Annotated in this window: 23 protein-coding genes and 2 pseudogenes; 5 read left to right on the forward strand and 20 right to left on the reverse strand. The window is 68.2% G+C overall.

What is annotated here, in order from left to right:
* Positions 1–32 precede the first annotated feature (32 nt).
* The 3 genes from CES90_RS31735 to CES90_RS31745 form a co-directional block, all read right to left on the reverse strand.
* Positions 33–2,768 carry an ATP-binding protein gene (locus CES90_RS31735; RefSeq protein WP_189785851.1) on the reverse strand — a complete coding sequence of 912 codons (2,736 nt, stop codon included), beginning with the start codon at positions 2,766–2,768 and terminating at the stop codon, positions 33–35.
* A gap of 272 nt (positions 2,769–3,040) precedes the next feature.
* The gene (locus tag CES90_RS31740) at positions 3,041–3,364 is read right to left on the reverse strand and encodes an STAS domain-containing protein (protein ID WP_189785852.1); all 324 of its coding nucleotides are present in this window, start codon (positions 3,362–3,364) and stop codon (positions 3,041–3,043) included.
* A 152-nt stretch (positions 3,365–3,516) separates the two neighbouring features.
* On the reverse strand, positions 3,517–4,365 hold the full coding sequence (locus tag CES90_RS31745; RefSeq protein ID WP_189785853.1) for a 3-hydroxyacyl-CoA dehydrogenase family protein: 849 nt from the start codon (positions 4,363–4,365) through the stop codon (positions 3,517–3,519).
* Positions 4,366–4,599: 234 nt separating this feature from the next.
* Between CES90_RS31745 and CES90_RS31750 the strand changes: the two genes are divergently transcribed.
* Positions 4,600–5,172 carry a cob(I)yrinic acid a,c-diamide adenosyltransferase gene (locus CES90_RS31750; protein ID WP_189785854.1) on the forward strand — a complete coding sequence of 191 codons (573 nt, stop codon included), beginning with the start codon at positions 4,600–4,602 and terminating at the stop codon, positions 5,170–5,172.
* Between the two features lie 111 nt (positions 5,173–5,283).
* Here CES90_RS31750 and CES90_RS31755 read toward each other — a convergent pair.
* The 11 genes and pseudogenes from CES90_RS31755 to CES90_RS31805 form a co-directional block, all read right to left on the reverse strand.
* Positions 5,284–5,778, reverse strand: a pseudogene (locus CES90_RS31755) (DUF3987 domain-containing protein); the annotation flags it as partial.
* A gap of 11 nt (positions 5,779–5,789) precedes the next feature.
* A complete protein-coding gene (locus CES90_RS31760; protein ID WP_229913597.1) occupies positions 5,790–6,113 on the reverse strand; it encodes a hypothetical protein in 324 nt (107 codons plus the stop codon).
* Entirely contained in the window at positions 6,110–7,066 is a 957-nt protein-coding gene (locus tag CES90_RS31765; protein WP_229913596.1) for a bifunctional DNA primase/polymerase, read from the reverse strand. The genes CES90_RS31760 and CES90_RS31765 overlap by 4 nt, the downstream gene beginning before the upstream one ends.
* 89 nt (positions 7,067–7,155) lie before the next feature.
* On the reverse strand, positions 7,156–7,446 hold the full coding sequence (locus CES90_RS31770) for a hypothetical protein (RefSeq protein WP_189781030.1): 291 nt from the start codon (positions 7,444–7,446) through the stop codon (positions 7,156–7,158).
* Positions 7,447–7,461: 15 nt separating this feature from the next.
* Positions 7,462–7,929, reverse strand: coding sequence for a hypothetical protein (locus CES90_RS31775; RefSeq protein WP_189781029.1), 468 nt, complete (start codon positions 7,927–7,929; stop codon positions 7,462–7,464).
* Positions 7,930–8,136: 207 nt separating this feature from the next.
* A complete protein-coding gene (locus CES90_RS31780) occupies positions 8,137–10,266 on the reverse strand; it encodes an FtsK/SpoIIIE domain-containing protein (protein WP_189781028.1) in 2,130 nt (709 codons plus the stop codon).
* 107 nt (positions 10,267–10,373) lie between these two features.
* Entirely contained in the window at positions 10,374–10,691 is a 318-nt protein-coding gene (locus CES90_RS31785) for a hypothetical protein (RefSeq protein ID WP_189781027.1), read from the reverse strand.
* 63 nt (positions 10,692–10,754) lie between these two features.
* On the reverse strand, positions 10,755–11,579 hold the full coding sequence (locus CES90_RS31790) for a phosphoadenosine phosphosulfate reductase (RefSeq protein ID WP_208921470.1): 825 nt from the start codon (positions 11,577–11,579) through the stop codon (positions 10,755–10,757).
* Complete coding sequence (locus CES90_RS31795; RefSeq protein WP_189781026.1) at positions 11,576–12,697, reverse strand: conjugal transfer protein; 1,122 nt, start codon at positions 12,695–12,697, stop codon at positions 11,576–11,578. Before CES90_RS31795 ends, CES90_RS31790 begins: the two co-directional genes overlap by 4 nt.
* Positions 12,694–13,143 (reverse strand): Pycsar system effector family protein, encoded by a 450-nt coding sequence (locus CES90_RS31800; RefSeq protein WP_189781025.1) that lies wholly within the window; start codon positions 13,141–13,143, stop codon positions 12,694–12,696. The genes CES90_RS31795 and CES90_RS31800 overlap by 4 nt, the downstream gene beginning before the upstream one ends.
* The gene (locus CES90_RS31805) at positions 13,140–13,430 is read right to left on the reverse strand and encodes a hypothetical protein (RefSeq protein WP_189781113.1); all 291 of its coding nucleotides are present in this window, start codon (positions 13,428–13,430) and stop codon (positions 13,140–13,142) included. The genes CES90_RS31800 and CES90_RS31805 overlap by 4 nt, the downstream gene beginning before the upstream one ends.
* A 727-nt stretch (positions 13,431–14,157) precedes the next feature.
* Here CES90_RS31805 and CES90_RS31810 point away from each other — a divergent pair.
* Entirely contained in the window at positions 14,158–15,531 is a 1,374-nt protein-coding gene (locus tag CES90_RS31810; RefSeq protein WP_189781024.1) for a hypothetical protein, read from the forward strand.
* 5 nt (positions 15,532–15,536) lie between these two features.
* Here CES90_RS31810 and CES90_RS31815 read toward each other — a convergent pair whose 3' ends face one another.
* From CES90_RS31815 to CES90_RS31830, 4 genes are all read right to left on the reverse strand, one after another.
* Positions 15,537–16,439 carry a phosphotransferase enzyme family protein gene (locus CES90_RS31815; protein WP_189781023.1) on the reverse strand — a complete coding sequence of 301 codons (903 nt, stop codon included), beginning with the start codon at positions 16,437–16,439 and terminating at the stop codon, positions 15,537–15,539.
* Complete coding sequence (locus tag CES90_RS31820; protein WP_189781022.1) at positions 16,436–16,888, reverse strand: GntR family transcriptional regulator; 453 nt, start codon at positions 16,886–16,888, stop codon at positions 16,436–16,438. Before CES90_RS31820 ends, CES90_RS31815 begins: the two co-directional genes overlap by 4 nt.
* Positions 16,889–17,067: 179 nt before the next feature.
* The gene (locus CES90_RS31825) at positions 17,068–18,741 is read right to left on the reverse strand and encodes a S8 family peptidase (protein ID WP_189781021.1); all 1,674 of its coding nucleotides are present in this window, start codon (positions 18,739–18,741) and stop codon (positions 17,068–17,070) included.
* Between the two features lie 567 nt (positions 18,742–19,308).
* A complete protein-coding gene (locus CES90_RS31830) occupies positions 19,309–20,604 on the reverse strand; it encodes an AAA family ATPase (RefSeq protein ID WP_332836405.1) in 1,296 nt (431 codons plus the stop codon).
* A 523-nt stretch (positions 20,605–21,127) separates the two neighbouring features.
* Here CES90_RS31830 and CES90_RS50100 point away from each other — a divergent pair.
* A pseudogene (locus tag CES90_RS50100) lies at positions 21,128–21,364 on the forward strand (IS1096 element passenger TnpR family protein); the annotation flags it as partial.
* 129 nt (positions 21,365–21,493) lie between these two features.
* Here the strand turns inward: CES90_RS50100 and CES90_RS31840 are convergent.
* The gene (locus CES90_RS31840) at positions 21,494–21,904 is read right to left on the reverse strand and encodes a roadblock/LC7 domain-containing protein (protein ID WP_189781019.1); all 411 of its coding nucleotides are present in this window, start codon (positions 21,902–21,904) and stop codon (positions 21,494–21,496) included.
* Positions 21,901–24,027 carry a sensor histidine kinase gene (locus CES90_RS31845; protein WP_229913595.1) on the reverse strand — a complete coding sequence of 709 codons (2,127 nt, stop codon included), beginning with the start codon at positions 24,025–24,027 and terminating at the stop codon, positions 21,901–21,903. Before CES90_RS31845 ends, CES90_RS31840 begins: the two co-directional genes overlap by 4 nt.
* 263 nt (positions 24,028–24,290) lie before the next feature.
* Here CES90_RS31845 and CES90_RS50105 point away from each other — a divergent pair, with 263 nt between their 5' ends.
* Positions 24,291–24,560 carry a CopG family transcriptional regulator gene (locus CES90_RS50105; protein WP_229913611.1) on the forward strand — a complete coding sequence of 90 codons (270 nt, stop codon included), beginning with the start codon at positions 24,291–24,293 and terminating at the stop codon, positions 24,558–24,560.
* Entirely contained in the window at positions 24,557–24,982 is a 426-nt protein-coding gene (locus CES90_RS31850; RefSeq protein WP_189781018.1) for a PIN domain-containing protein, read from the forward strand. The genes CES90_RS50105 and CES90_RS31850 overlap by 4 nt, the downstream gene beginning before the upstream one ends.
* The last annotated feature ends 193 nt before the right edge of the window (positions 24,983–25,175 follow it).

The following is a 25,175-nucleotide window of genomic DNA, read 5'->3' on the forward strand; positions in this document are numbered from 1 at the left end:
CCGGCCCTCTTGCGCTGACGTGAGCCTCGGCCTCACATCACCGAGTTGTCGGCAGGGGTTTCGCTGCTGCTGCTCTCCGGGGCGCTCGCCGACATGCTTCCGGACGGCGACAAGGTGCCGCTCGTCGTCGTGCCGCTCGTCGTTCCGCTCGTCGTTCCGTCCGTGGTGCCGCCGCCGGTCGTGCCGCCGTCCGTGGTCCCGCCGTCGGTCGTCCCGCCGTCCGTGGTCCCGCCATCGGTCCCGCCGTCGGTCGTACCACCGTCCGTCGTGCCCCCATCGGTCGTCCCGCCGTCCGTGGTCCCGCCATCGGTCCCGCCGTCGGTCGTACCACCGTCCGTCGTCCCGCCATCGGTCGTTCCGCCCGGGGAACCGCCGCCGGTCGTGCCGCCGGTCGTGCCGCCCGTCGTCCCGCCACCGGTCGTTCCGCCCGAGGAACCGCCCGTAGAGCCGCCGGTGGTTCCGCCGTCCGACGAACCGGACGAGTCCGAGGGCGACGGATCGTTGTCGTCCGACGGTCCCGGCGTGTTCGTCGGCGTCGGGTCGTCCGCGGTGCCGTAGGTCCCGTCGGGGCCCGGGTCGGTCGGTTCCGGGAGTGTGCCGGGGTCGTTGGCGTCCCCTTCCCGCTTGGGGCGCTCCTCCGCGCCGAGGCCGCTGTCGTCGAAGCCCTCGCTGGCGGAGGGGTTGACGCCCACCTTCTCGGACGGGGTCCGCGTGTTGTTGTCCGAGGTCGCGCCAAGGGTTACGACGGTGCCCAGGACGGCGGCGAGCAGCGCGCCCGCCCCCGCCGCCGCGAGGTTGCGCCGGGCGCCGCCGACCAGGCCCTTGAGGCCGCCGGCCTTGTGCGCGGGCGAGCCACCGCCGGGACGATGGGTGACCAGCGTCGCCTCGGGACCGGTCGTCGCGGAAGCGCCCACCGCACCCACCGCGCCCACCGCGCCGAAGCCCGTCGGCATGTACCCGGAGGGCACCCCGCCGGGCGGTGAGGCCGACTCCTCGTGCCGTGCGTCCGGTACCTCCTCCCCCGCCGCCGTACGACCGCCGGGCGGGGTCGCCCCGGAGCGGTCGGCGACCAGGGCGAGGGCCCTGCGGCCGGCGACCGTGCCGTGCTTGTCGGCGAGGGCGCCGCGCAGCCCGATGGAGGCCTCCAGCTCGGCGCGGGCCCGGTCCAGTTGCCCAAGGCAGAGCGCCAGTATGCCCAGCTCGTGGTGGAAGTAGGCCTGGTCGGCGGCCTCCCCGGCGAGCCGGGACGCCTCGGCGCCGGTCCGCAGGGCCCGTTCCCAGGCGTTCCAGTGCAGCCCCGCGGCGAACGCGGGCGCTGCCTGCCGGGCCAGCCGCACCGCGACGCTCTCCTCCGCCTCCTCGGTGGGCGGCTCGGTGAGCGGCCCGAGGACGGTGAGCGCGGCGAGCACGGCGTCCGCCTCGGCCGAGACCCGCTCGGGTGTGACCGAAGGATGCCCGGCCCACCAGGCGTAGTGCCGGGCGGCGCTGCGCGCGCGGGCCTCGACGTCGTCGGCGTACCCGGCGGCCTCCAGCTGGGTCTGTACGCCGGCCGCGAGCCGGTAGCGCGCGCCGACCGGCGTGACGAGGGCGCAGCCGACGAGCTCGCCGAGGGCGGCGTCCGCGTGGGTGTCGCCGACCAGGGCGGGCAGATGGGCCTGGTGCGGGACCTCGCCGCCGAGTGCGATCGCGAATCTCAGGGTCTCGCGTGCCGAGGCGCTCAGCCGGGACGCGAGCAGCGCGGCGGGCGCGGCTCCCTCGGCGAGCGACGGCAGAGGTACCTCGTGTGTGTCCGCCGAGGAGTCGAAGGGCGCGTCGACCGGCGGTGCGTCCGCGAAGACGCCGAACTCGTCGACGGCGTCCGCGCCCGCCCGCAGCCGGTCCCGCTGCCTGAGCAGCGCCCCGGCCTGGGTGAACCGCAGCGGCAGCCCCTCGGACTCGAACAGCAGGTCGCCCGCCCAGTTCACCTCCTCCTCGGTGAGCGCCCGCCCCACGGCACGCTCCAGCACTGCCAGGCTGCCCGCCCGGTCGAACCCGCCGAGCACGATCTCTTCGAGGGGCGCGTCGTCGGACGGCAGGGGTACGTCGGGGGTGGCGCCGATCAGGAAGGCGCACTCCGGGGTCGCGTCGAGCAGTTCGTCGAGCGCGGCCCCGCCGAACTCCAGGTCGTCCAGGACGACGACCGCGCCGATGTCCCGTACGACGTCGAGGATCTGCTGCTGTCCGGGCCGGAACAGGGGCGTGCTGTACACAGCTGTGAACAGGTCGTACAGCAGGTCGGCCACCGTACGCCGGTAACCGCTCAGCCGTACGACGCCGTCTGGCGCGAGGTCCGCGCAGTCCTCGGCGACGGCGTCGAGGAGCATGGTGCGGCCCGAGCCGGGGGCGCCGGTGAGGCGGACGGAGCGGCCGCGGGCGAGGAGCCGTACGAGCCGTTCTCTCTCGTCGTCGCGCTGGAGCAGAGGCAGCCGGGGCAGCGTGGGCCCCGGGGGCACGGGCGGCCGGGCGGCGCGGTCGATCTCGGCGCGCTCGGCGGGCGCGTGCTTCTGGGGCCGGCCGGGCAGTTCGCCCGGTGGGCAGTTCTCTATCTCGCTGCCGTCGACGGGGTTGACGGTGAGCAGGAAGTCGCCCGAGACGAGCTGGACGGTGCGGGCGAGTGCCGGAGTGTGCCGGTCGAAGTCCTGCGTCAGCGAATCACGTGGTGGACGCTTGCTCTGCGCCTGTCCGTCGTCGTGGACGTGGTCTTCGGGTCCCCGGTTGTTCGGGTCCATCGGTTCTAGCCCCCCAAAAGCGTCTCGTGTGCTGGAGCCCCTCCCGGCCGTGTCGCACACTGCGCTGTCGCTTCTGGTCCGGAACCCGCTCGAGGGTTGCTGGCAGCGGGCAGCCGAACCCTAAACCTTTGCACAGTATCTCCGACAGTCCGGGATACCGCGCCGTCCGAGACGTCACGGTCTCGTGAGGATTGGGAGTCTGGTGCCTTTCCTCCCGTTGGGGCCGGGTGTCCCACACGCATCGAGTCATACGTGCGGATCCGCACGCCCGTTCACACGCGAGGCAGCGACTCCAGCCCGATGCCGCCCTCGATCGCCAGGATGCGGTGCAGTCGTGTGGCCACGAGCAGCCGCTGCATCTGCGGTGGTACACGTCGCAGCACCAGCCGCCGTCCGCACCGTCCCGCCCGCCGGTGGGCTCCCATGATCACGCCGAGTCCGGTGGCGTCCCAGGAGTCCAGCTCTGACAGGTCGAGCACCAGGTCGCCGGCTCCGTCGTCGACGGCCGAGTGCAGGACCGTACGGGCGTCCGCCGCGCTGCGTACGTCGAGGCGGCCCCCGACGACCAGCTCGGCGTGGTCGCCCCTGATGTACATAAGCGCTCCCCGAGAGTGCGTCTCGTACTCCGTGAGTAGGTGATGCAACGTCTGACGGCGTTTCACGCCGCCAGGTTGCCGTCTGTGAGCGAACCGATACCGAATTCACCTCAAGGGGTGATGCCCCGGAGGTTCAGGCGATTGCCTGAGGTTCAGTGCTTGTAGAAGCCCTGCCCGCTCTTGCGTCCGATGTCACCGGCGTCAACCATCCGGCGCATCAGCTCCGGTGGGGCGAACTTCTCGTCCTGGGACTCGGTGTAGATGTTGCTCGTGGCGTGCAGCAGGATGTCGACGCCCGTCAGGTCGGCCGTGGCCAGCGGTCCCATCGCGTGGCCGAAGCCCAGCTTGCAGGCGAGGTCGATGTCCTCGGCGGTGGCGACACCCGACTCGTACAGCTTGGCCGCCTCGACGACCAGCGCGGAGATGAGACGGGTCGTCACAAACCCCGCGACGTCACGGTTGACGACGATGCAGGTCTTGCCGACCGACTCGGCGAACTCCCGTGCGGTGGCGAGGGTCTCGTCGCTCGTCTTGTAGCCGCGGACCAGTTCACACAGCTGCATCATCGGCACCGGCGAGAAGAAGTGCGTACCGACGACCCGCTCCGGCCGTTCCGTGACCGCCGCGATCTTGGTGATCGGAATGGCGGAGGTGTTGGACGCGAGCACGGCATCGTCCCGTACGAGCTTGTCGAGCGCCCGGAAGATCTCGTGCTTGACCTCAAGCTTCTCGAACACGGCCTCGACGACGATGTCCGCGTCGGCCACCGCGTCGAGGTCGGTCGTGGCGTTGATCCGCGCCAGCGCCGCCTCGGCGTCCTCGGCCGCCAGCTTGCCCTTGCCGACGAACTTGTCGTACGACGCCTGGATGCCGCCGATGCCACGGTCGAGCGCCTCGTCGGTGACATCGCGCAGGACGACGTCCCAGCCCGCCTGCGCGGACACCTGAGCGATACCGGACCCCATGAGCCCGGCTCCGATGACGGCGAGCTTCCGTGCCACTGTGCGACTCCCCTGGTACGCGCTGTTGATGATTGCCTCTCGGCCGGACCCTAGCGCTCGTGAGGGGCTGTGTGACCGCTTAGTAACGCGAGTCACGTCTCATCTGACGGACATCACACCGGCAGTACTCATTCGGAGGCGCGTACGGCCGTAGTTGAGCACCTTCTCGCCCCACAGGCCCTCCATCTGGTGGACGGGTCTTCCGGGCGGCCTGCGCGTAACTACGCTGGTGACATGGTCAATCTCACGCGCATCTACACCAGGACCGGCGACCAGGGCACCACGAACCTCGGGGACATGAGCCGGGTGCCCAAGACCGATCTGCGGATCTCGGCGTACGCGGACGCCAACGAGGCGAACGCGGTGATCGGGACGGCGATCGCGCTGGGCGGGCTGGAGCAGGAGGTCGTGAAGGTCCTCACCCGCGTGCAGAACGACCTCTTCGACGTCGGCGCCGATCTGTCCACGCCGGTCGTCGAGAACCCCGAGTTCCCGCCTCTCCGCGTCGAGCAGTTCTACATCGACAAGCTGGAGGCGGACTGCGACCGCTTCAACGAGCGGTTGGAGAAGCTGCGCTCCTTCATCCTCCCGGGCGGTACCCCGGGGGCCGCCCTCCTCCACCAGGCCTGCACGGTCGTACGCCGGGCGGAACGGTCGACGTGGGCGGCGCTGGAGGTCCACGGCGACGTCATGAACCCGCTGACGGCGACCTACCTCAACCGCCTGTCCGACCTCCTGTTCATCCTGGCGAGGACGGCGAACAAGGACGTCGGGGACGTGCTGTGGGTGCCGGGCGGGGAGCGCTAGCTGTATTGCCCGGTGAGATGTGGGACGCGGCTAGGTGTTCTGTCCCGGGAGGTTGTGGACGGGTGAGCCAGGTCTCGGCTGAGGGATCTTGAACAGGTGAGGGCCTTCCGGTTTGTCGCCGTCGGCGGACGCGGCTTTGGCGGCGGCCTTGTCTGCCGCTTCCTTGGCCAGTCTCGCCGTCAGTTCCGCTTCGACGATGACGGGCTTCATCGCGGTCTTGAGCTGTTTCTCCGCCTCGTACAGGGGGTTGGTCAGTAGGGCGAAGACGGCGGACTTGCGGTTGGCGGGCGGGAGCGCGACCACGGTGTAGAGGTTGGTGGGCTCTCGCCAGTTGCCGCGTACGTGGACCACCGACCGGCCGCCGGCCGCCGTGGCGAGCACGGCGAGGGCGACTGATCCGGCGAGGTCCACCGGGGTCTGGGTCTCCTCCGCGACGGCCGCCACGAACTCCCCGAGCCAGGCAGGGAGGACGTGGGCGGGGAACGCGGGTCGCTCGCGGCGGCCGGTGAGGGGGATGGGGTCTTCCCATACGTCCGGGGCGGTGTCGTCCTCGCCAGGCGGGTCTTCCAGGGTGGGCAGTCCGGCCCACAGGTCGGGGCTGTCCACAGGCTGTGGAGTCATGAGGCCGCCCTCCCTTCGGCGGTGGTGGTGTGGGGGCAGATGCCGACGATGACGCGGGCGGTCAGCCTGATGACGGCGGCGCGGCCCCGGGCGCGTTCGTGGTGCCCACAGGCGCAGAGCCAGTCCGCGACCGGGATGCCCTCGCACTGGATCTGAAGCCCCGGGGTGATGCCGGTGACGGTGGCCGTCTGCGGGTCAGAACCAACAGCAGAAAGGACGCCCTTGCGGGCGACGCCCTTCGGCTCGCCCACGGACGGCTGTGGCGCGCCCTGTACGGCGCCCTGAGGACTGTTCACGGGCTTTCGGGATGGTTTGGTCATGCCGCGCGCCCCTTGGTCGTCTGGAGGCCGTTGGTGACCGCGCGGCGGGCGTAGGGCTCGGGAACGCCGACGGAGACGGCGGCGGCCGTGATCTCCTCGCCGATGGCGTCCAGTCCGCACGGGCCGGGGCAGGCCGTGTGCTGCGCGGCGAGGAACCGGGCCACGCCGAACGCCTGTGATCCGGCGCCGGATTCGGTGCGGGCGCGTACGAGGGCGAGGCCGCGTTCCAGGCCGGTGCGGACGTAGCTCTCGGTGTGGCGGCATCCGGTGGCCACCTGCCGCGACCACGTGGCGCGGGCGGGAAGGGAAGATGCCACCTCCCCCGGAGCGGGGGTGGTGTCTTCCTTCACCAGCAGGGCGCGCACGGCCGCCGGTAGGACGGCCATACGGCCGGTGCCGGGTCCGAGCCAACGGGCGTACTGCATTAGCGACTTGACGTCGACACCGGGCCGGACCGCGTTCGCGGACGGCATGGCGCCCCGGTAGAGCCAGTGTTCACCGCGCGTCGTCTGCACGACGCGGGTTGCGGGCAGGGTCTCGCGGGCCCAGGCGACGGCCACCTCGTCGTCCAGGTCGACGACGGTGAGTCCGGCTCCGCCGGGGTGGTAGGCGACCGTCACAGCCTCACGCCATACCGGCGCCCACGGGGGCGAGGTGAGGACGTGTGGGTCGGTGGTCGCGGCGGCCCACGCGTGGCACGGCGCCGGGCACCGGCAGGGCCCCGGCGTCTTCATGTTCGGCCGGCCGCCGCACCGGGGCGGGGTGCCCGTGCAAGTGCGGCAATTGCCGAACGGGACCTTGCCCGCCCGCAGGGGCAGGACCGGGACGCCGGCCGCAGCGAGGGCGAGGGCGACCCGCAGAGCTTTGGGAGCCGCGTTCGTGTCGGGCAGGACTCGCCCCGTTCGGATGGCAGGGGCCAAGGGGCCCTCGCCGGAGACGCGCGCTTGGGTCATGCTGTAGGTCTCCTGTTCTGCTACGTCGGGATAGGGAGACCGTGGGCGGCGGGTTGTCCTTGTCCGGGAGCCGCCGCCCACGGGCGTAGCTAGAAGGGCGGTTCGTCGCTGTAGCCGCCGGGGCCCCACGGGGCGCGGCCGTTGTCACGGCGACGCAGCCACCGGGGCCGGTGCGGGAGCGGCAGCAGGACGATGCGCCATTCCGTCCAGCAGGGGCAGAGCTCCCACTCGGTGCCCTCGTACTCGCCGTCGTAGTGGTTGCCGTAGTCGTGCGGGATGCCGCCCACGCCGTCGCAGTCGCGGCAGTCGGGGCGGGGCGTGTCGGTGAGGATCAGGGCGTTGCGGGGCAGCGCGGTGCGCTGGATACGCAGTCGCATCACGGGGTGATCTCCTTGTCAGCCGTAGAACTTGTTCCGCTTGATGACGGCCTTGCGGATGTGGAAGGTGTGTCCGCTCTTGGCCTCGCGGGGCTTGAAGATCTGGACGGCGACGTATCCGCCGAAGAGGACGGCGGCGAGGGTGATGAGCTGGGTGACGAACGCCGTCAGTGCGGTGATGAACGTGGTGAGCATGAGCAGTCCGCCGCAGACGGCGGCGAACCCGATGCCCCCGAGCGCGACGTTCACCGCCGCCCGCGAGACGGCCGGCTTGTGCGTGACCGGTTCGGCCTTGGCCGCCTCGATGGCGTAGCCGGTGACGACCCGCCCGTCCGGGAGGACGACGGACGCGACCGTCGGCACGCCGTGCGGCTGGACGGGGGCGAGGGGCGCCACGTACGGCGTCGCGGCGGGGGTGATGGGGGTGGGGTGGTGGACGTCCGGGGCCCGTACGGCGGGCGGGTGGTGGCCGTTGTCGGGGTACATGCGGAATCCCTTCCGATGCTGGGTTGGGGAGGCAGGGGCACCCCCTGCCGGGAGGCTTCTGGAGGGGGTTTTCGGGGGGTGACCTGGGGCGCCTCCCTGCCTCCCCGAAACGGTGTTTTCGCTGATCAAGCTGGGGGAGGCGCCGTGGGGAGGCGGTTGGGGAGTTCTCCCCGCCTCCCCACGGCGGGAGGGCGTTCCTCCCCGCGTTCAGGACGCGGAAGCGGAACCGTCGGTGCCGCGATCGGCGAGGGCGCGGGCGACGTCGTCTCGGCGGACGACCATGCGGCCGTGGGACTTGTACGGCTCCACCCCGTCGGCCTCCAGCACGCGCTTGAGGTCGGTGAACGACCAGCCGCCGTAGGCGTCCTCGTCGAGGATGGAGAGTCGCTTGAGGATGTCCTGGGTGTAGGCACGCTCGCCGGTGCCGATCACGTCGAGAATGTCGGCGAGCGGGTCACGCTCCGCGCCACGGTCGACGGCGTGCAGGGTGGTGACGCCGTCGCGCAGGGCCTTGGCACGCTCGGCGATCTCGGCGGCGGGGTCGTCGTCGATGAAGTGCGTGCGCACCGTGATGGACGACTGGCCCTTGGGCATCTCGATGCCGTCGGAGGCGACGACCAGGGTGCCCTTGTCCAGACCCTGCCGCAGCAGGTGCGGGGCGGCGCCGTCGTCGACGGCCTTGTCCCCCAGCGCCATGCGCGACTGCGACTCGGTGCCCAGCACGAGGGACGCGCGAGTGTGGGCGCCCTCGCGCACGAGCTTGGGAAGGTTCTGGTCGGTGGGGTCCTGGGTGCCCTGCCACATCAGGACGTCGACCGCCCGCCCCTGGTTGTGAATCTTGCGGACGGCCATGAAGTACCGGCTGGTGGCCTTGGAGCCGCCGTAGGGCCGCTTCTGGTCGTCGACGGCCGGGCACATGAACGCCACCTGTGCCTCGTCCACCAGCACGATCAGCGGCGGGAACACCGCGCTGGGGTCGGTGAGCCGCTCCTCGGTGCGACGGTTCATCTCGTCCACGGCCGCCTCAACCATCTCGGTGACCTGGACGACATGGTCGTCCGTCGGGCCCTGGATCAGGACGTCGGCGATCCCCTCGAACATGGCCCAGTCACCCACGCCCTTGAGGTCGCCCAGCCAGAACTGCACCGACCGGTCCAGCGCCAGCCACAGCGCGAGCGCGCGCAGCGAGGCGGTCTTGCCCTGGTTCGACCGCCCGGTGACGAGCAGGTGCCGCTGGTACACGCTCAGCTCAGCAGCGTCCCCGCGCAGGTCCTGCCCCCACGGGGCGCGGCCGGTCTTGTAGTTCGCGGTCATCGTCTCGTCGGTGACCAGCGGAGACGGGCCGATCGGCTCGTCCAGCGCCCCCGAGTCCGCGATCCACAGCCGCACCGTGCGGGCGGCGGCGGGGATGGTGATGAAGACTTCATGCTCGTGCCGGGTGAGGTTCTCGGCAAGCTTGCGGCGCCGCTTCTGCACCTCGTCCGTGGCCACCCCGGAGGGAAGGGTGACGTCGACTTCCACGCCGCATCCGGCGATGGTGATCGGCGACAGCATGGAGGCGCCGGCGTCGCCCATCTCCTTGATGGCGTTCTTCAGCGGAGTGATGCCGAGGTCGCGCAGGGCCTTGACCACGATGGACGGGGTGATCGGCTCGCCCTCGCTGGAGCGGACGTTCGCGGGAAGCGCCCACGCGGGTGCGGCCTGCTGGTGGCGGCCGACCGTCCACAGCGCGAGCAGGGCGAGGAAGGGGCCGATGGAGATGAGCGGGCCCCACACGATCTGAACGATCCGGATGAGCAGGGCGATGAAGTCGATGGTGGCCGACAGCGGAGTGATGACGTCCTTGACGTCGCCGTTACTGATGGCCATCACGACCCCGAGACCCACCAGAACACCGATGCCCATGCCCACGCCGACGGCCGCACCCTTGGCGGCCTCCACCGGGGAGTGCAGCAGGTCCATGCGGCGGTGGTGGCGGGCGGCGCGGAAGCGCTGCAACCGCTCCTCCCACTCCTCGGCCGCTTCCAGGTTCCCCGCGGCTTCGGCGGTGCGGATCATGCGCTCGTAGCGTGCCCCGGTACGGCCGTCCCACGTGCGGCGGGCCACGATCCGCGCCCCGCCGGCGATGTAGGCGCCGTGGCGGACGACCACGCGCCCGGTGTTCTTGGTGCGCTCATCGGTGGCCACCCGCTTCACCGCGCGGCCGGAGCGCACCCACAACGGCACCGGCCGCGCCGGGGCGGGCTCGGGGACGACGGTCAGCACCGTCGGCGCCGTCTCGTCGACGGTCGCCGGGGGGTTGGTGGTCTTGTGGAGGTGAACGACGTTCTCAGACATGCTGGAACTACTCCTGACTGCCCCGATACGGGGCCGAAGTTGAGGGAGTGCCGGGGTGGTCGGGTCCGTGGAAAGAGCGGCCACCCCGGCGTTGCAGGGTTGGCTGGTCAGAACCAGCCGGACTTCTTCTTGGCGGCCTTGGCGCGGGCGGCCTCGGTGATCAGGCGCTGACGCTCGCCGTGCAGGGCCATCAGCTCGGCGTTCAGCCGCGTCTCGGCGGCGGAGCCGATGGAGTCCATGCGGTTCTCGGCACCGGTCGTGCTGCGGCCCTTGTGGACGCTGCGCGCACCACTGGCCATGGCGCGGGTCATCGAGAGGCGTTCACGGCTGGTCAGCGGCCACCACTCACCCCGGCGGACCGCTTCCAGCTTCTTCGCGGTCCGCTCGATCTCGCGGTCAAGGCGGCGTATCTCGGAGTTGCCCATGAGTCTTTGGCCTTCCTCAGGCAGGTGGGATGGAAGGGGGTGTGCGGGTGCGGGCGGGCCCGGTCAGGTCATGCACCAGCCGGAGTCGCAGCCGGAGTCCCACTCGTCGAACGGGAGGGTGTCCACGCCGTCCGGGATCGCGGCACGGAGCGGCCGGTTGAACCGGGTCAGCCACACGTGGTCTTTGCCGAGTTCGTCACGGCGGCGGTTGAGGAGTTCTTCGAGCTGGCACGCCCGCTCGAACAGCTCGGGCTCGTCGCGGCGCATGTCGTGCCAGGTCTCCGGCCGGTGGAACGGGCAGAACCAGCACGACGACTTCGGCGGCACCGGCAGACCCGCGCTGCGGATGATCCGGGCGCAGTCGATACGGCGGATACCGCGTTCCAGCAGCGGGTATTCGATGCGCTCGTGCGGCTCGCAGCGCCGGTTGTTCGCGCGGCCGATCTCATCCAGGCTGATGCCTATCCCGACCGTCGCGGGTGCGTCCTTCGTGGCGCCACGGCGCTTGAGTTCGTCCCCGACCACCTTGATCTTGAACTGAGCCGTGCACGAACGCGTGCCGGGGGCCCCGTTCGACATCCGCACCGGGATCTTCAACGACCGCGACCCCTCACGGGTCAGGTCCTGATACAGCGTGCGGACCTCACCCGAGCGCTTCATCACCCGGTCCAACACGACCAGCTCAAGGCCGTGCGCTTCGGCGTAGGGGATGGCGTACTTGTGCAGGTAGGCGAGCGTTCCGGGGTGCTCAGAGTCGTCCCCGACGTTCGCCATCAGGAACGTGCGGTAGTCCAAATCACCCCGCGCCGCCAGAACCAGAGCGGCCATGGACTGCACGCCCCCGCCAAAGCTGAACGACTTCACCACGTTCGTAGCGGGTGTGGTCATTCCGTCACCCCCGCCATGCGGGCCCGCTCGGCGAGCAGGGTGTCCCGCAGCTTGCGGGCGTTCGTCGGCGAGGTGCGGATCGCGCGGCGGATGCCCTCGGCGGTCACCTTCGCATCCGGCAGTCCGGCCGTGGCCGATCGTGCCTCGGCGAGCAGTTCATCCGGGGTGCGCTTGGGTCGGGGTGATCGGGCCGACTCGGGAAGCCTCCCGGTCGCCCGGCGCGGCCGGGTCGATTCCGCCGGAACCGTCCGCTGAACCGGGGCCGGGGCCGCAGGTTCGATCGGGGCAGGGATGGCAGGCATCGGCTTGAGCGGAGGGATCGACTTGCCCAGGTCGACCGCGACCGGATTGGGCACCAACAGTCGAGTCAGCGTCACCACCGGGCCGGGGGTCGATTCCCGCAGCTCAGCCATAGACCGTTTCATTGCGGTCTTAGTTGATTCCTCCGCATTCGTGACCGGGGTGGGATCGGGGGCGGTGGTGGTGTCGAGCATCGAGGCGAGGGCGGCGTCCGCGCCGGCGGTGACCCGATCGCGCTGCACGTCCAGCAGCCTCGATCCGAGCGCCACATCGCCGACACCGACCTTGCGGACCAGACGCCACGACTTGCGCTCCGACCACCGCTTGACCAGGTCGCTGGGATGGTTGGCGGCGCGGGCGTGGTGATAGGCGAGCGCCTGCACCAGATCGGCGGTACGCCGCTCGTTCTCCGCGTCACGGCCGTCGGTGTGAACGACGATCCGTCGGGCGAGGAACGCCATGCCTTCCGCCGACACCGACATGCCCAGCGGCGTGAGCGCGAAGATGACCGTACGGCCCAGGTCCGGCGCGGCCATCGCGGCCATCACGGACGCGGCGGCCGGCAGCACCCACAAGCCGATGCGGACCACGCGCGGGGAGGACTGACCGAGCATGGTGAGCCCCAGCAGGACGAGGGCGAGAACGGCTGTTGCGCCTTCACCGGCCGCGACCGCACCGAGGGCGGTGCCCTTGCCGTAGGCGTGGCTGATGTTGCTGTACGTCCCGTACCCGCCCGCCACACCGGTGGCGAGCATCGGCACGAACGCGGCGGCCAGAACGGCGATCTGCGGCTTCGTCAGCTCCCTGCGCCCACTCATGCCGCACCCCCGGCAGCGAGCAGGGCCGCGACGATGAGCAGGGCCCCGCCGGCGCAGGTCAGGTCGACCGCGCGGCGCAAGCAGGTGAACTTGGTGACCGCAACCCGGGACAGACCCGCGATGTCAGCGGCGAGGTTCCGGGACGCGGCGATGTCGGTGATCTGCTGGGCGGTGAGCGTGGCCCACAGCGGGAAACCGTGCCGCCCCTTGATGTTGGGGCGCACCGACCGCAGCAGCCCCGCCGCCCCGATCAGCAGCGCCAGCCCTGACCCGCCCGCCACGTACGCGGGAATGTTCAGCGGCAGGTCACGGGCGACCGTCCAGGCGCCGGCGACCACCGCGCCGACGAACGCCAGCAACAGCGCCGTCTTGGCGTCGGTCCGCGCAATCTCGGCCTTCACCTCAGCGTGCGCGGCCGTCAGGTTCTGCGTAGCGGTGGTGGTCATGCCGCTTCCCCCGTCCCCGACTGGCGGCCACGCGCGGCGCGCAGGAACGGCACCGTCCGGGTCAGCGCGTCGGCGTACAGGGCGTCCCAACCGGCGATCTCGTCACCGGCCTCGCCCATCGCGACCAGGTCGGCGAGGACGTCACGGGCCGCGTCCTTACGGGCCGCCCGCTCGTCGTCCGTCTCGGACTCCAGCGGGCCCCGGAACAGGTCTACGTCGATACCGAGTGCCAGTTCCGCGAACTCGAAGTCACCGTGCGCTTCCTGGCCGGCGACGAACATGCGCATACGCATGGTGGATCTCTCCTCTGATGCGTCGGGATAGGGAGACCGGAAGCGGCGCGTTGTCCTTGTCCGGGAGTGCGCCGCACCGGGAGTCAGGGCCACACCTCGGGAAGCGATGGGCCAGTGCCCCGGGCGGAATCTGATTCCGCGCCCTCGCGGCTGGTTGCCGGGGCTGTCGAAGTGCTTTCGAGGACTTCACCGGATGCCGTCGCCACGGCCTCCCGGTCCCGACCCTCGAACTGTCGGGGCACCCTGTTCGCACTGCTCGGTGCCAGCAGAACGACCACCAATCAGGGGCCCCAAGGGGACACCGAAAGCGATCGCCGACGGTCGTCACCCGGCCGTCACGGGGACGGGAGCAAGCCCCGTCGGTCTCAAAGCACTCTATTGAGTTCTCAAAAAACCAGCGCTTCCTTCGTAGTCACCCCTGCGGGCTTTCCTCCGGGCGCTACACGGTCGGCGTATACACAACCCCTTGCGTGGTGTGTATTACCTACCACTCACGTTGGCAGAAGGATTCCGCGCCGTCAACCCGTGGCTTTCGACTCGGAACCGCCGGCCTGCCCCGTGCGGTGGTGACTCAACTGTCGCCAGACGGCGAGCACTTCGGGAGCGTGTACTTGGGGGTGCACTCGTGCACTCCTACGTGCAAACCCTCTGCACACCGGCCCTGACCTGCGTAGAGTGACGATGAGTCAAGCTGGAACTACGGCCGCTCTCTGGGGGTTCCATGGCAGACCCGAACGCCAGACTGGCCGCGCTCCTGCAGGAAGCCGACTTCTCCCACAAGTCGCTTGCTCGCGCGGTGGTCGCCGTTGCCGCTCGGTCGGGTGAGGACATCACCTGCGATCACACGTACGTCACCAGGTGGCTCAAGGGCTCCATCCCGCGAGGCAACATGCCGCAGTTCATCGCCGACGCGATCGGGCGCAAGCTGGGGCGTCACCTCACGATCGATGACATCGGGATGGGCGACGCGGCCGTGTCCGCCGTACAGCCGGATTTGGGGCTTGAGTTCGCGGACAAGCCGGAGAGCACGGCCAAGACCGTGGCCGACCTTTGGCGTGCCGACCTGGCCGACGCTGACACGCTGGTTCGGGCACTCCCCGATTCCGCGGCTTGGAACGCCGCGTCCCTCCGTTGGATCGTGGCTCCTCCGGACGGCGAACTGACGCAGACGGGCAACCTGGCGGTCGGCGCCATGGACGTGGAAATGGTGCGCTCGACAACCGACGCGTTCAGCGTGCTCGATGGGAAGTTCGGCGGTGGCCATGCACGGCGGGCACTGATTCAGTACCTGCACACGGATGTCCGGCCGATGCTGGACGGGTCCTACTCCGATGCCGTGGGCAAGCGGCTTCAATCCGCTGTTGCCGAAGCACTCCTGCTCGCCGGATTTATGTCGTACGACAGCGGCTTGCACAGCATCGCGCAGCGGTACTTCATCCAGGGTCTGCGCATGGCACAGGCGGCCGGTGACCGGCTTCTCGGCAGCAGCATTCTCTCTGCGATGAGCCATCAGGCGACGTTCCTGGGGCGGTACCAAGATGCTGCGACTCTCGCCCGTGCTGCGGTCGCGGGCCCGGCCGGCAGCCTGGGACCGACGATGGCAGCGCACCACATCGCGATGGAAGCGCGGGCCCTCGCGCGTCTCGGGGATGAGCGAGGCTGTGACCTCGCCCTTGCGGAGGCGGAACGCAAGCTCAGCCAGAAGACGGCCGACAGCGACCCGCCCTACATCGCCTACTTCGACGAAGTGGAGCTTGCAGCCGAGGTAGGCCATTGCTTCCGCGACCTGGGGCGCTCCCTCGAAGCCACGGAGCGCGGGGCGGGCTCCATCTTCGGCGACGGCCTCAACAATCGAAGTGACTTTTTTGCAACGATGGTGCAAGCCGAGTCATACATCAACCACGGCGAGATTGGCCGTGGTTTCGAGTTCGCCTTGAGCGCGCTGCAACTCAGCGAGGGGTTGAAGTCGGCACGATGTGTTCAGTACGTGCGTGAGTTCCAAGGGCGCGTCACGGACGGTATGAGGCGGGCCACAGAGTTCCGTGAATTCGAGGAACAGGCCCGCGGCTTCCGCCTCTGGAAGCAGACCACCTGACGGCTTTAGAAGGGCGCCCAGTCCCGGCGAGAGCCACCCGAGCGCAGGCTTTCCACCCGTTTCTCAACCTCCTCGGCCGCACGCGGATTGGTGCCAGCATTCTGCGACAGCCACGTGACCATGAGCAGTTCGCGAACGCTCCGTAGAACGGAGTACCCGGACCATTCCCGCACGTCGAACCCGTACCCGGCGACGAAATCGACGTACTCAGCTTCTGTGTGCCACCCGAAGCTGTCGTAGTACATGGCGGTTTGCATGAGGTCCCACTCTCGGGGGCCCCTGACGAACCCGTCCAGGTCGATGACCTTCGGGCGGCCGACAGCGTCGCGCAAGACGTTGCCGACGTTGAAGTCACCGTGCAGATGCCCCGGCGCAAGCGCGAACCGGAGACGGCCGTACTCAGCCGCCAAATCGTCAGTCATGGAGTGGAGAAAGGCACGGGTGGTGTTTGGAATGGCGGCACGCTGCAAACGCTGCACGACCTTGTCGAAAGGCTCAAGGGGCGGGAGCGAAAAAGGCGGCGGCTCCAGTTCGTGAAGCCGCCGCAGGAGCACGCCCATTTCACCAGTAGTCGCGTACGTGTCTCCGTTGGAAAGACCTTCCCAGAAGGTCACCGGATGGCCCTGAACGACGACCGGCTGTTCGGCCGACGTGACGAGTCGCGCCGCCGGATACCCCTGCACCGCGAGCCATTCCGCTACGGCCACTTCCCTCCGCACGGAGGTAAGCCGATCGGGACTCCGACCTACCCGGGAGACGATACGGCCGCCGTCCAAGCGGAACACCGCGTGGTCGCCGAATCGCAGCATCTCGATTCCGTCCGGGTCCACGTCCGCGACCTCGCACGCCTTGCGCAGGATGGCGCCCGCCGCGTCAGCGTCGAACTCGGTTCGTTCGGGAATCGTCATACGGTCTTAGTCCCCCGCCCGACGGGCAACGCACGTACTTCCCGCCCTCGCGCGGCACCCCTGCCGATGAGTCCTTGCCCCTCCATCTGTGCGATGGCGGAACGGACGGCCGTCCGCGACGCTCCGAACCGCTCGCACAGCTCCTTCTCGGTGGGGAAGCGGTCACCGACCCTGACCCCGTCGGCTCGCAACAGGTCGGTCACCTTCTCGACCAACGGCCGACGGTCGCCAGTCCCTGCTACGAACCACCCGGCACCCTGTACCGATTCGATGACTCCCTCAGCCCTGAGCGCTGCAAGGGCCCGCTCGATGGTGCTGCGGCTCACGTTGTACTCACTCACGAGTTCCGACTGAGACGGCAGCACCTCAGCGATCTCGCCCTTCCTGATCTTCTCGCGGAGAGATCCCGAGACCTCCAGGTACGTACCTCGCGGACTGCCCTGCGGCACGTGGCCTCCCCTTCATCGACCTCGCCGGCGTCCAGGTGGCGCCTCACAGTCTCCAGCTTCCCACGTCCCACCCAACCAACCGATGGCCCTGTCTTCCTGCTCCGAGCTGTAGGAAGGACAACAGCGGGACCCACTCGTGGTAAGTGGCTCCCGCTGTTCGGGGATTGCGCTCAGGCAGGCTACGGCTGCACAGTGATTGGAATTTCTACCTGCGGCTGCAAGATTTCCAATCGGCCGCTATAGGTGCGGACGACCTTGTTGTAAATGTCCACATCTCGGGACGAGGTGAGAGTGATCACAAGCGCGTACTCCACCTTCTCAGTTGGGATGCCGACGAGCTGCTCAATCCTTGAATGATATTTCACGTCGAATACTGGTCGGAGTAGCGACGAAGCTCTCTTGGTGAGAGTCCTGTGCTTAGTGGTCTCCCACTTGTGCGCCCCCTTCCGTAGATCGTTCTCGGGCAGGAAGTCACTCGACCTGAAGAAGGAATCAGTCTTCGGGTGCACGCTGTCTTCGTTGCTGAACTTTTCCGCGTGCGGCCGAAAAACAGGCTCGATGGCGCTGGCCGTGTACGTACTGGGGCTGCGCGAGTCGGTTGGGGAGTTAATGCAATACGTGGCACTGATTTCGACGTTGCCCGTCTTTACGTCCTCGGGTAGAGGAATGGGCATTCGCATCGTCTGCCCTGGCTCGATTGCCCCCTGATACAACACACGAACGGAGTTTGCAGGGCAGATTACGAAGGCGTCGAGCTGGTCAGGAACCCTTCCCCAGCCAGCCTCTTCCACAGGCATGTCGCCACGTTCGGCACAGTGTACGAGCAGAGCCCGGAGACCAAGAGGCTTAATATGCCCGCCGAAGTGTGCTCGGATCCCTGCGGCCATCCTGAGTGTGGCTGGGGCTGCGAAGCTCGTACCAATCGCCGACAATGGAGCATCCGTCCCATTGCTGGGCAAGAAGATGAAGGGCTCGTACTGCGTACCTCCGAAACTTAGAACATCCGGTTTCACCAAACCTGGCGAGCGGCCTGGACCGATTGCACTGTATCCAGCTCGATCCCAGTTCTTTAGCCTACTATTGGCAGATCCGACAGCAAGGGCGTTCACACAGTCGGATGGCACTTGGACACGGGCGTTGCCCGAGGCCCAATCGTGGTTTCCGTTGTTTCCGGCCGCTACGGTCATGAAGGTCTGACCATGGGAGAGATACTCGTCCAGTACCGCTGTCCACGGGTGCACTTCATCGTCCTCGATAGGAAGCTCCGGGCCGAGACTGAGGTTCACGAAGTCGTAGTTCTTCTCTTCCAGCACATCGCGGATGCGATTGAGTGCCGTGTAGAGGGCGTAGGGGTCATCCTCTACGTCGTCGAGAATCCGATAGTGGTCCACGCTGTTGAAGGGCCGCGGCGCGGCCTCTCCCGGAGTCAGGCTGCCGAAGAGGGCGGCTGAAGTCACCATGTGGCCGTGATCGGTGCCCTCTTCCATGGCTGCGCCGACCCCAGGTACATCGAGAGACTGGGCCCAAGGGCTCATGGGCCCGTTTGAGGGCAGACCGCCATCGAAGATGGCCATGCGGATGGAACTGTCGACTACGGGCTCATCTGGCACCTCAATCGGAGGCAGTGCGCCTACCGGGAGGCTCCGCTCCATGGGATGCAGCGTACGGAGCTTCGGCATCGGTCGAATGACCCGGAGGAAGGAGAACCTGCTCAGCTCATCCAGTTCTTCCGCGTGAGCGGCAACGGGCATAAAGATCAGCCCGGACACCGGGATGCTCCTGCCGAAGTCGGCTGATGCGCCGCATACACGAGCCCAGCGCTGGAAGGACCTAACGATGGCGTCACGGTCCACGCTCGGAATGTGTAGACCCACCTCGAAAAGCGATGAGGAGTGAGGCAACGACGTTACCCCGCGCTGCTTATCCAAAGCGGCCGGAGCACGGAATGCTTCGACTCTCTGCAGGGGAGATCCCTCTGGGAAGGCATCAGGTGACTCCAATCGCTCCACCAGATGCGAAAAAGACTCCCGTTGCCCGGAGACAAATAGCTCCGTTGTCTCCAACTCTACGGGTTCACCTTGACGTGTCCACTTTTCTGGCGTGACCTTGGCGCCCCGGGATCCGATGTACGAAAGCCCGTTATCCCGAAGGAAGTCGGCGGGATGGTAGGACTTAGCGATCCATTGGGGGTGCAGTGTGACGAGGCCTACTGTCTTCCCTGACGGGCAGGCTTCAGCTGGCAAGGAATCGAATGTCTCTACTGCCGTCCTGACTTGAGGGAGGAGTCGTTGTCGAGCCTCCTCCGCAGTGTATGGCAGTTCGGGCGTTGTTCCGCCCGAAGCTGGTGTCACTCTCTCGACGAGACGCTCGCCGTGTCCGAGTAAGAAGTTGCGCTGCCCAGCCATAGTGTCCCCCTCGCCCTACTGCTCTTGGTCCGCACGCTGCTTGCGTCGAATCGTGTCGCGGCTGACTCCCGTCAACTCGCTAGCCCTCCTCTGTGAGAGGCTCCCATCTTGCACTAGATCAAGTGCCACCTGAAGACGCTCGACATGGTTCATTTGCGCCAGACGTTCTTGCCCCATACTCAACAGGACATCGAACGTACGATCGCCGCCTAGGGCAGCCTTCCTGCGAGCCGTCATAACGAATCGCTCCGCATCGGCGAACGAGGAACCCTGCAGAATCCTCGCAAGGAAATCGATGTTACTTGGCGCCTCATTTCCGCAATAGTGGAGAAGTGCTTCCTCTAGCTCGGCCGGACCAGGCAAGGGGAATTTGACCACTAGGTCGAATCGTCGCCATACCGCTGGATCCAAAAGCTCAGCGTGGTTTGTGGCGGCCAGCAGGAGTGAACCTGAAGGCCAGTCATCAATTTCCTGGAGAAGGACCGTAACGAGCCTCTTCAGCTCGCCAACTTCGGCCATGTCGTCGCGCCGCTTGGCCACTGTGTCGAGTTCGTCCAGGAGCAGGACCGAAGGGCTCGATTTCGCGTAATCAAGCACCTTGCGAATGTTTCCTCCAGTTCGCCCGAGGTAGCTGCTCATTACGGAGGAAAGGTCTAGAACGAGCAGCGGGAGCTTCAGTTCGTCCGCAAGCCAGCGGGCAGCAAGGGTCTTGCCGACACCGGGAGGACCAGTGAACAGACCGGTGCGACTCGGTGTTAGGCCCTGCCGTGCGAGCCGGTCCGCGCTCCGATGTTCGTCACGGAGTTGCTCCACTGCCGCCCTCACTGGCGGAGCCAAGACTGGGCGAACTGTCGGCCCGAGTTGCTCCGCTCGGATCAAGGGCAGGCGACTGTCGCTGTCGAGAGGGAGGGAGGCGGCGTTTCCGAAACCACGCAAGGGCGTCTGTGCAGTTGGGGCGGAACGCAGCAGTTCTCGAAGCGAGCTAGCAAGCGATTCGTTCGATCGTTGGTAACGGCGGGCCATGCGCTGAACCAGGGTCTGCACATCCTGTGCCCGCCCTGCCATCGCAACCCTCGCTAGGTGGACTAGATCTCGTTCATACGTTTCAAGGTCGCCCACAGGGCTCACCAATGTCCTCTCTACCATGGAGAACAGCCTATAGCCTGGTGGCCTAAACTGCAGTGATCTGGTGTCAGTTAGTCCACCTGGCGTCCCTGATACCAGTCTCTCGGATGGCACTGACAGTGACAGCGCGTCTACCCGGGGCTTGACGCACTGGTGCGGGATGTGGCTGTAGTCGAGATACGTCATCGACAGCTATGACGCTCAGCAGGTGGTGAGCGCAGAGGCTCTCTGCCCAAGACAGGCCAAAGGGGTACCGGGCACCTCGTTGTCCTGGTCTTTGTCCAGCACGCCAGCAGTCGCCACCGTTCACCGACGTACGCCCACCCCGTATGACCTGCCGTTTGAACCCCCACGGACGCCCCCGTACGGCGGTGCGGACAGTTGGAAAGCGTGTTGGGGGCAACCCCTCACGAGTTCGAATCTCGTATCCTCCGCAGCCGCCTGAACAGGCGAAACGAGAACCCCGGACCGCTCAGCGGCCGGGGTTCTCGGCATGCCCTGGTCTCAGTTTTGGTCTCATTCATTTTCTGCTTTTACGACATTCTGCCCAGGTGTAGTGACGTGACTCCCTCGCGGCGGCCGGTAGCCATTCCAGTCGGTCTGCACTCCGGGACCTGGCCGGGGACCGATCCGGTTCCGTATCTACCGTCCCGACGGCGAACTCGGATTCTGCGACGAGCGCACCGCCACACTGACCGCCCTGCTCAAACTGGGCGCCCACTGGGGTCACCTCGTCGCCGTGGAGCAGTTCCAGACAGCCTCAGCCGGGCTTCACTATCCGCACTGCGTGGACGGTGCCGGGACGTGCCCGCCCGAGGACTGCGGCGGCGGACCCGGCTGCAGCGATCTCAAAGTGATCCTCGCCGACCCGGCGTCGCATGAGGAACACCACGCCATGCTGGTGTGGCTCGGACTTCGGTCCGCCACAGAATTCGCCCCTGACCGTTTCGCGCCGGACGAGGCCAACGCGCGGCTGCTGCGCCTCACGGCACGAGGAAGACGAGCCGCCCGGCCACGCCACCGTTCGCGGCACGCGCTGGTAACGGAGGCAGGAGCGGGCGGCGATCGGGTGGGCTCACCTGGGCGCGGAGTGCAGTTCGCGTACCAACTGCGGGGTGAGCAGCTCGCCGGCGCGGTCGGCGAGGACGGCCATTTCGTAGCCGACGAGGCCCACGTCGCACCCTTCGGCGGCGAGGACGCCGAGGCAGCTGCCGTCGCGGATACGACCGACCATGAGGAAGCCCCCAAGCATTTCGATCATGACGAGCTTCATGCCGTGGAAGCCGTGTGCCGTCGCCGCGTTCTGGGCGAGGCTGGTGATGCCGGAGACGACGGCGGCCAAGTGGTCGGCGCGATCTCGGCCGAGGCTGTCCGAGGCGGCCATGAGCAGGCCGTCAGAGGAAACGGCGACGGCATCGGTGACGCCGTCGGCGGTGCGCACGAACTCCGAGACGAGCCAGCCGAAACTCTGGACGGCGGTGGTCACGATGACGCTCCTTGGGGGTTTCTGGCTTCGGCGCGGGCGACACCTGCTCGGAAGCCGTTGAGCAGGGAGGAGACAGCGGGCCTGGCGGGTGGGGGTGAGGTGGAGGGGGCTTCCACGGGGGCGAGCAGGCGCCCGGGGAGGACAAGGAGGGCGGACAGGCCGCCGCCAGGAGTGTCGAAGAGGTGGACTTGAGCGCCTTCACCGAGGCGGTGGGCGAGTCGGCCGACGACGAGGTGGCCGAGGAACCGGGTGGGTGCGGCAACGAGGGCCTCCTCGCCGGAGTCGGAGAGGAGGGCGCCCGCACGTGCTTTGTCGGCTTCGGACATGCCGATGCCGTGGTCGACGACACCGAAGGAGTACGTGTCGTCCTCGGTGTCGTACCAGCCGTGCACCTCGACCGGTTCGGTCGGGGGCGAGAAATTCAGTCCGTTCTCGATGAGTTCGGCGAGGAGGTGGGCGACATCTGCGACGGCGTGCCCACGCACCCGCACCGGCTCCACGGTCGCGATCAGAACTCGACGGTACTGCTCCACCTCGGCGACTGCGGACTGGACGACCTCCAGACCGTCGGCGGGTGCTGCTGTGGGCCTTGGCGGATTCTGCCCGGCCAGGACCAGCAGGCTTTCGGCGTTGCGCCGCATACGGGTGGCGAGGTGGTCGAGTTCGAAGAGCTCGGCGAGGGCGTCCGGGTCGAGTTCCTGCCGTTCCAGGCGGGTGATGAGGCTGAGTTGACGACGTACGAGGCTCTGGTTCCGGCGGCCGAGATTGGCGAGCGATTCCGTGGTGTTGCGACGCAGGCCGGCCTGCTGGGCAGCCAGCTGGAGGGCCGTGTGTTCCACCTGCTGCAGGGACGCTGCGACCTCGGCGATCTCGGCCGCACCGCCCAGCAGCCGTGCATCGGGGGTGTCCTGCGCGTCCTCCGGCGTCAGGAGCTGAGCAGAGTCCTGCGGGGACTGCTGGATACGGGCGACGGCTGCGGGCAGTCGGCGGCGCGCCACGTCGTGAGCGGTCTCGGCGAGTCCACGGAGCGGGCGCGTGAGCGACCGGGAGGCGACAGCGGCGAGGCCCGCGACCAGGGCGGCGATGAGCGTGCCCGTGACGAGATAGGCGGCGAGGGCCAGTTCGGCGTCGTGGCTGAGCCGGTCGGCCCTGTCCCGTACGTCGTCACCGACCGACTGCTGGACGGCGTACAGATCGTCGACGAGTACGGTCATCGCGTCCCACCAGGTGCGGGCGTCGGCGCGCAGCGGGGAGCCGTCGGCGGCGCCTTCCGCCTGTTTCTCGTAGGCGGTGGCGCGTTCGGCGTCCTCGGTCGCGAAGGCTTTCTCCAGTGCCGCGCGCTGAGGTGCGGTGGCGACCTGCCGGAAGCGGGTGAGGGCGGCGACGCGGGTGGCTCGCACCTCGGTGAAGTCGATGTACTCACGGCCGTGGAAGGCGCCTTGGGCGAACACACCGTTGAGGAGCCCGCGTTCGAGGGCGACGGACTCCTTGGCGGCGGCCAGCTCGCGCAACGCGGCCAGCCGGTCGCGCAGTTGGCGGTCGGCGCCGGTCGCGGTCTCCGCCACCGGATCGACGGCGTTCAGGGCGTTGACGGCGCTGGTGTAGAAGGTGAGGGTCGCGGCCTGGCCGGCGGTGCCTCTGTCGGCGGCGGCTCGGATGTCGGCGAGACGTCGCAAGTGCCGCTGGACGACGTCCTCGACGGCGCTTTCGGTGCGCATTCCGCGCAGTACCGTGTCAACGCGCTTGCGCGTGGCGGAAAGCGGTGGGCGGAACTCCTTCTCACCGCCCAACAGGCCGTTGGTCAGGCCGCGTTCGCGCTGCAGCTGGTGCACCAGGGCCTGGATGCGCAGGCTGAGGCCGGCCTCGGCACGGGTCGTCCGGGCATCGCCGAGGGCCTCGGCGCGGCCGTGCACGGCGAGACCGGCCACCGCCAGCAGCAAGCAGATCGGGACCGTGATGACCACCGTCACTCGGCCCCTGATGCTGCGCCAGCCAGGCATCGGCCGTCGCCCGGGAGTCGTTCGGCCCCCGTGGCGGCGCACTGAACCGCCCTTGCCGAATCTGCCCTTGCCGATCGCGGCAACCTTGCCGCGCAGCGGCCGTACGGGCATCCACACCCTCATGTCACGAAGCTAGTCCGCCCGCCGTAGCGGCCGGTTTCCTGCCTGTTAGACCGCGTGGGACATTCCGTTGCGCCGCTCTCACACCGCAGAGCAAGAGATTGTGACCGCGGAATGGTCAAGCACAGGGGTGTGGTGTGGGCGGGAGCGTGACAAGCGTGGCTCCTGTATACAGGGCATCCCTGGCATGCGTGCGGCACTGGCCGGCCGACGATGTTGTTGCCTGAACGAAGTGAGGTGTCCTCCCCGCGACCTGCCATAGCCCCCTGACCGCGGAAATTCGCGTCAGGCCATCGAGGCGACTCACTGGTCGTGCGGAGGCGGCCGAGCGGGGCCTGTCGGCGTACGTCGCCGAGGCACTGCGCTTCAAGCGCGACCGGGACCGGCTGCTGGAGCTGGTCGACTGGCTGCAGGAGGAACACGGCCCCGTTACCGATGACGAGCGTGCGGCAGCTTTCCAGGAGTTGGAGGACCTCGACGCCGAACACGAGCAGCGCCGCGCCACCGGAAAGCACAACGCCGGAGAGGCTGCGTGAAGAAGCGAGCCGCTGAGCACGGGCAGCCGCCTCTCCGTGTCTTCGTACTGGACCGCGAAGCCCTGTCCCTTGCGGTACGCGGCGGCAGGAAGACGATCGCCTGGCTCGACCTCGCGGCGCGAGGGGAAGCCGAGGTGGTGACGTCCCCGATGACACTGGTCGAGGCGTACGACGGCAGAACCACCGAGCAGCGCTGGGACTGGGTGCTCTCCCGGCTCAAGGTCGCCGACATCGGAAAGGACGAGGCTCGCCAGGCCCGGCGCCTCCTGGCTGACGCCAAGCTGCACGGCCACAAGTACGCGATCGACGCCGTACTCGCTGTCCTCGCACGCCAGCAGAAGGGCCAGGTCACCGTCTTCACCTCGGACGTAGACGACCTGGAGAAGCTCCTCCCGGACACCATCGTCGTCAAGAAGGTATGACCCGGCGCCCTGGTCTCAGTTCTGGTCTCAGTTCTGGTCTCATTCACCCCCGTCCAGCGCCGTCCGCCACCTGCCCCCAGCCCCACTCCGCCGCAGGTCAGCACGCCCCCGGCCCTCGCTGAACCCCCGGACGACCATTGGGAAAGTGTGTTGGGGGCAACCCCTCACGAGTTCGAATCTCGTATCCTCCGCA

Origin of the sequence: Streptomyces capitiformicae, assembly GCF_002214185.1 — a bacterium.
Lineage (GTDB): Bacteria > Actinomycetota > Actinomycetes > Streptomycetales > Streptomycetaceae > Streptomyces > Streptomyces capitiformicae.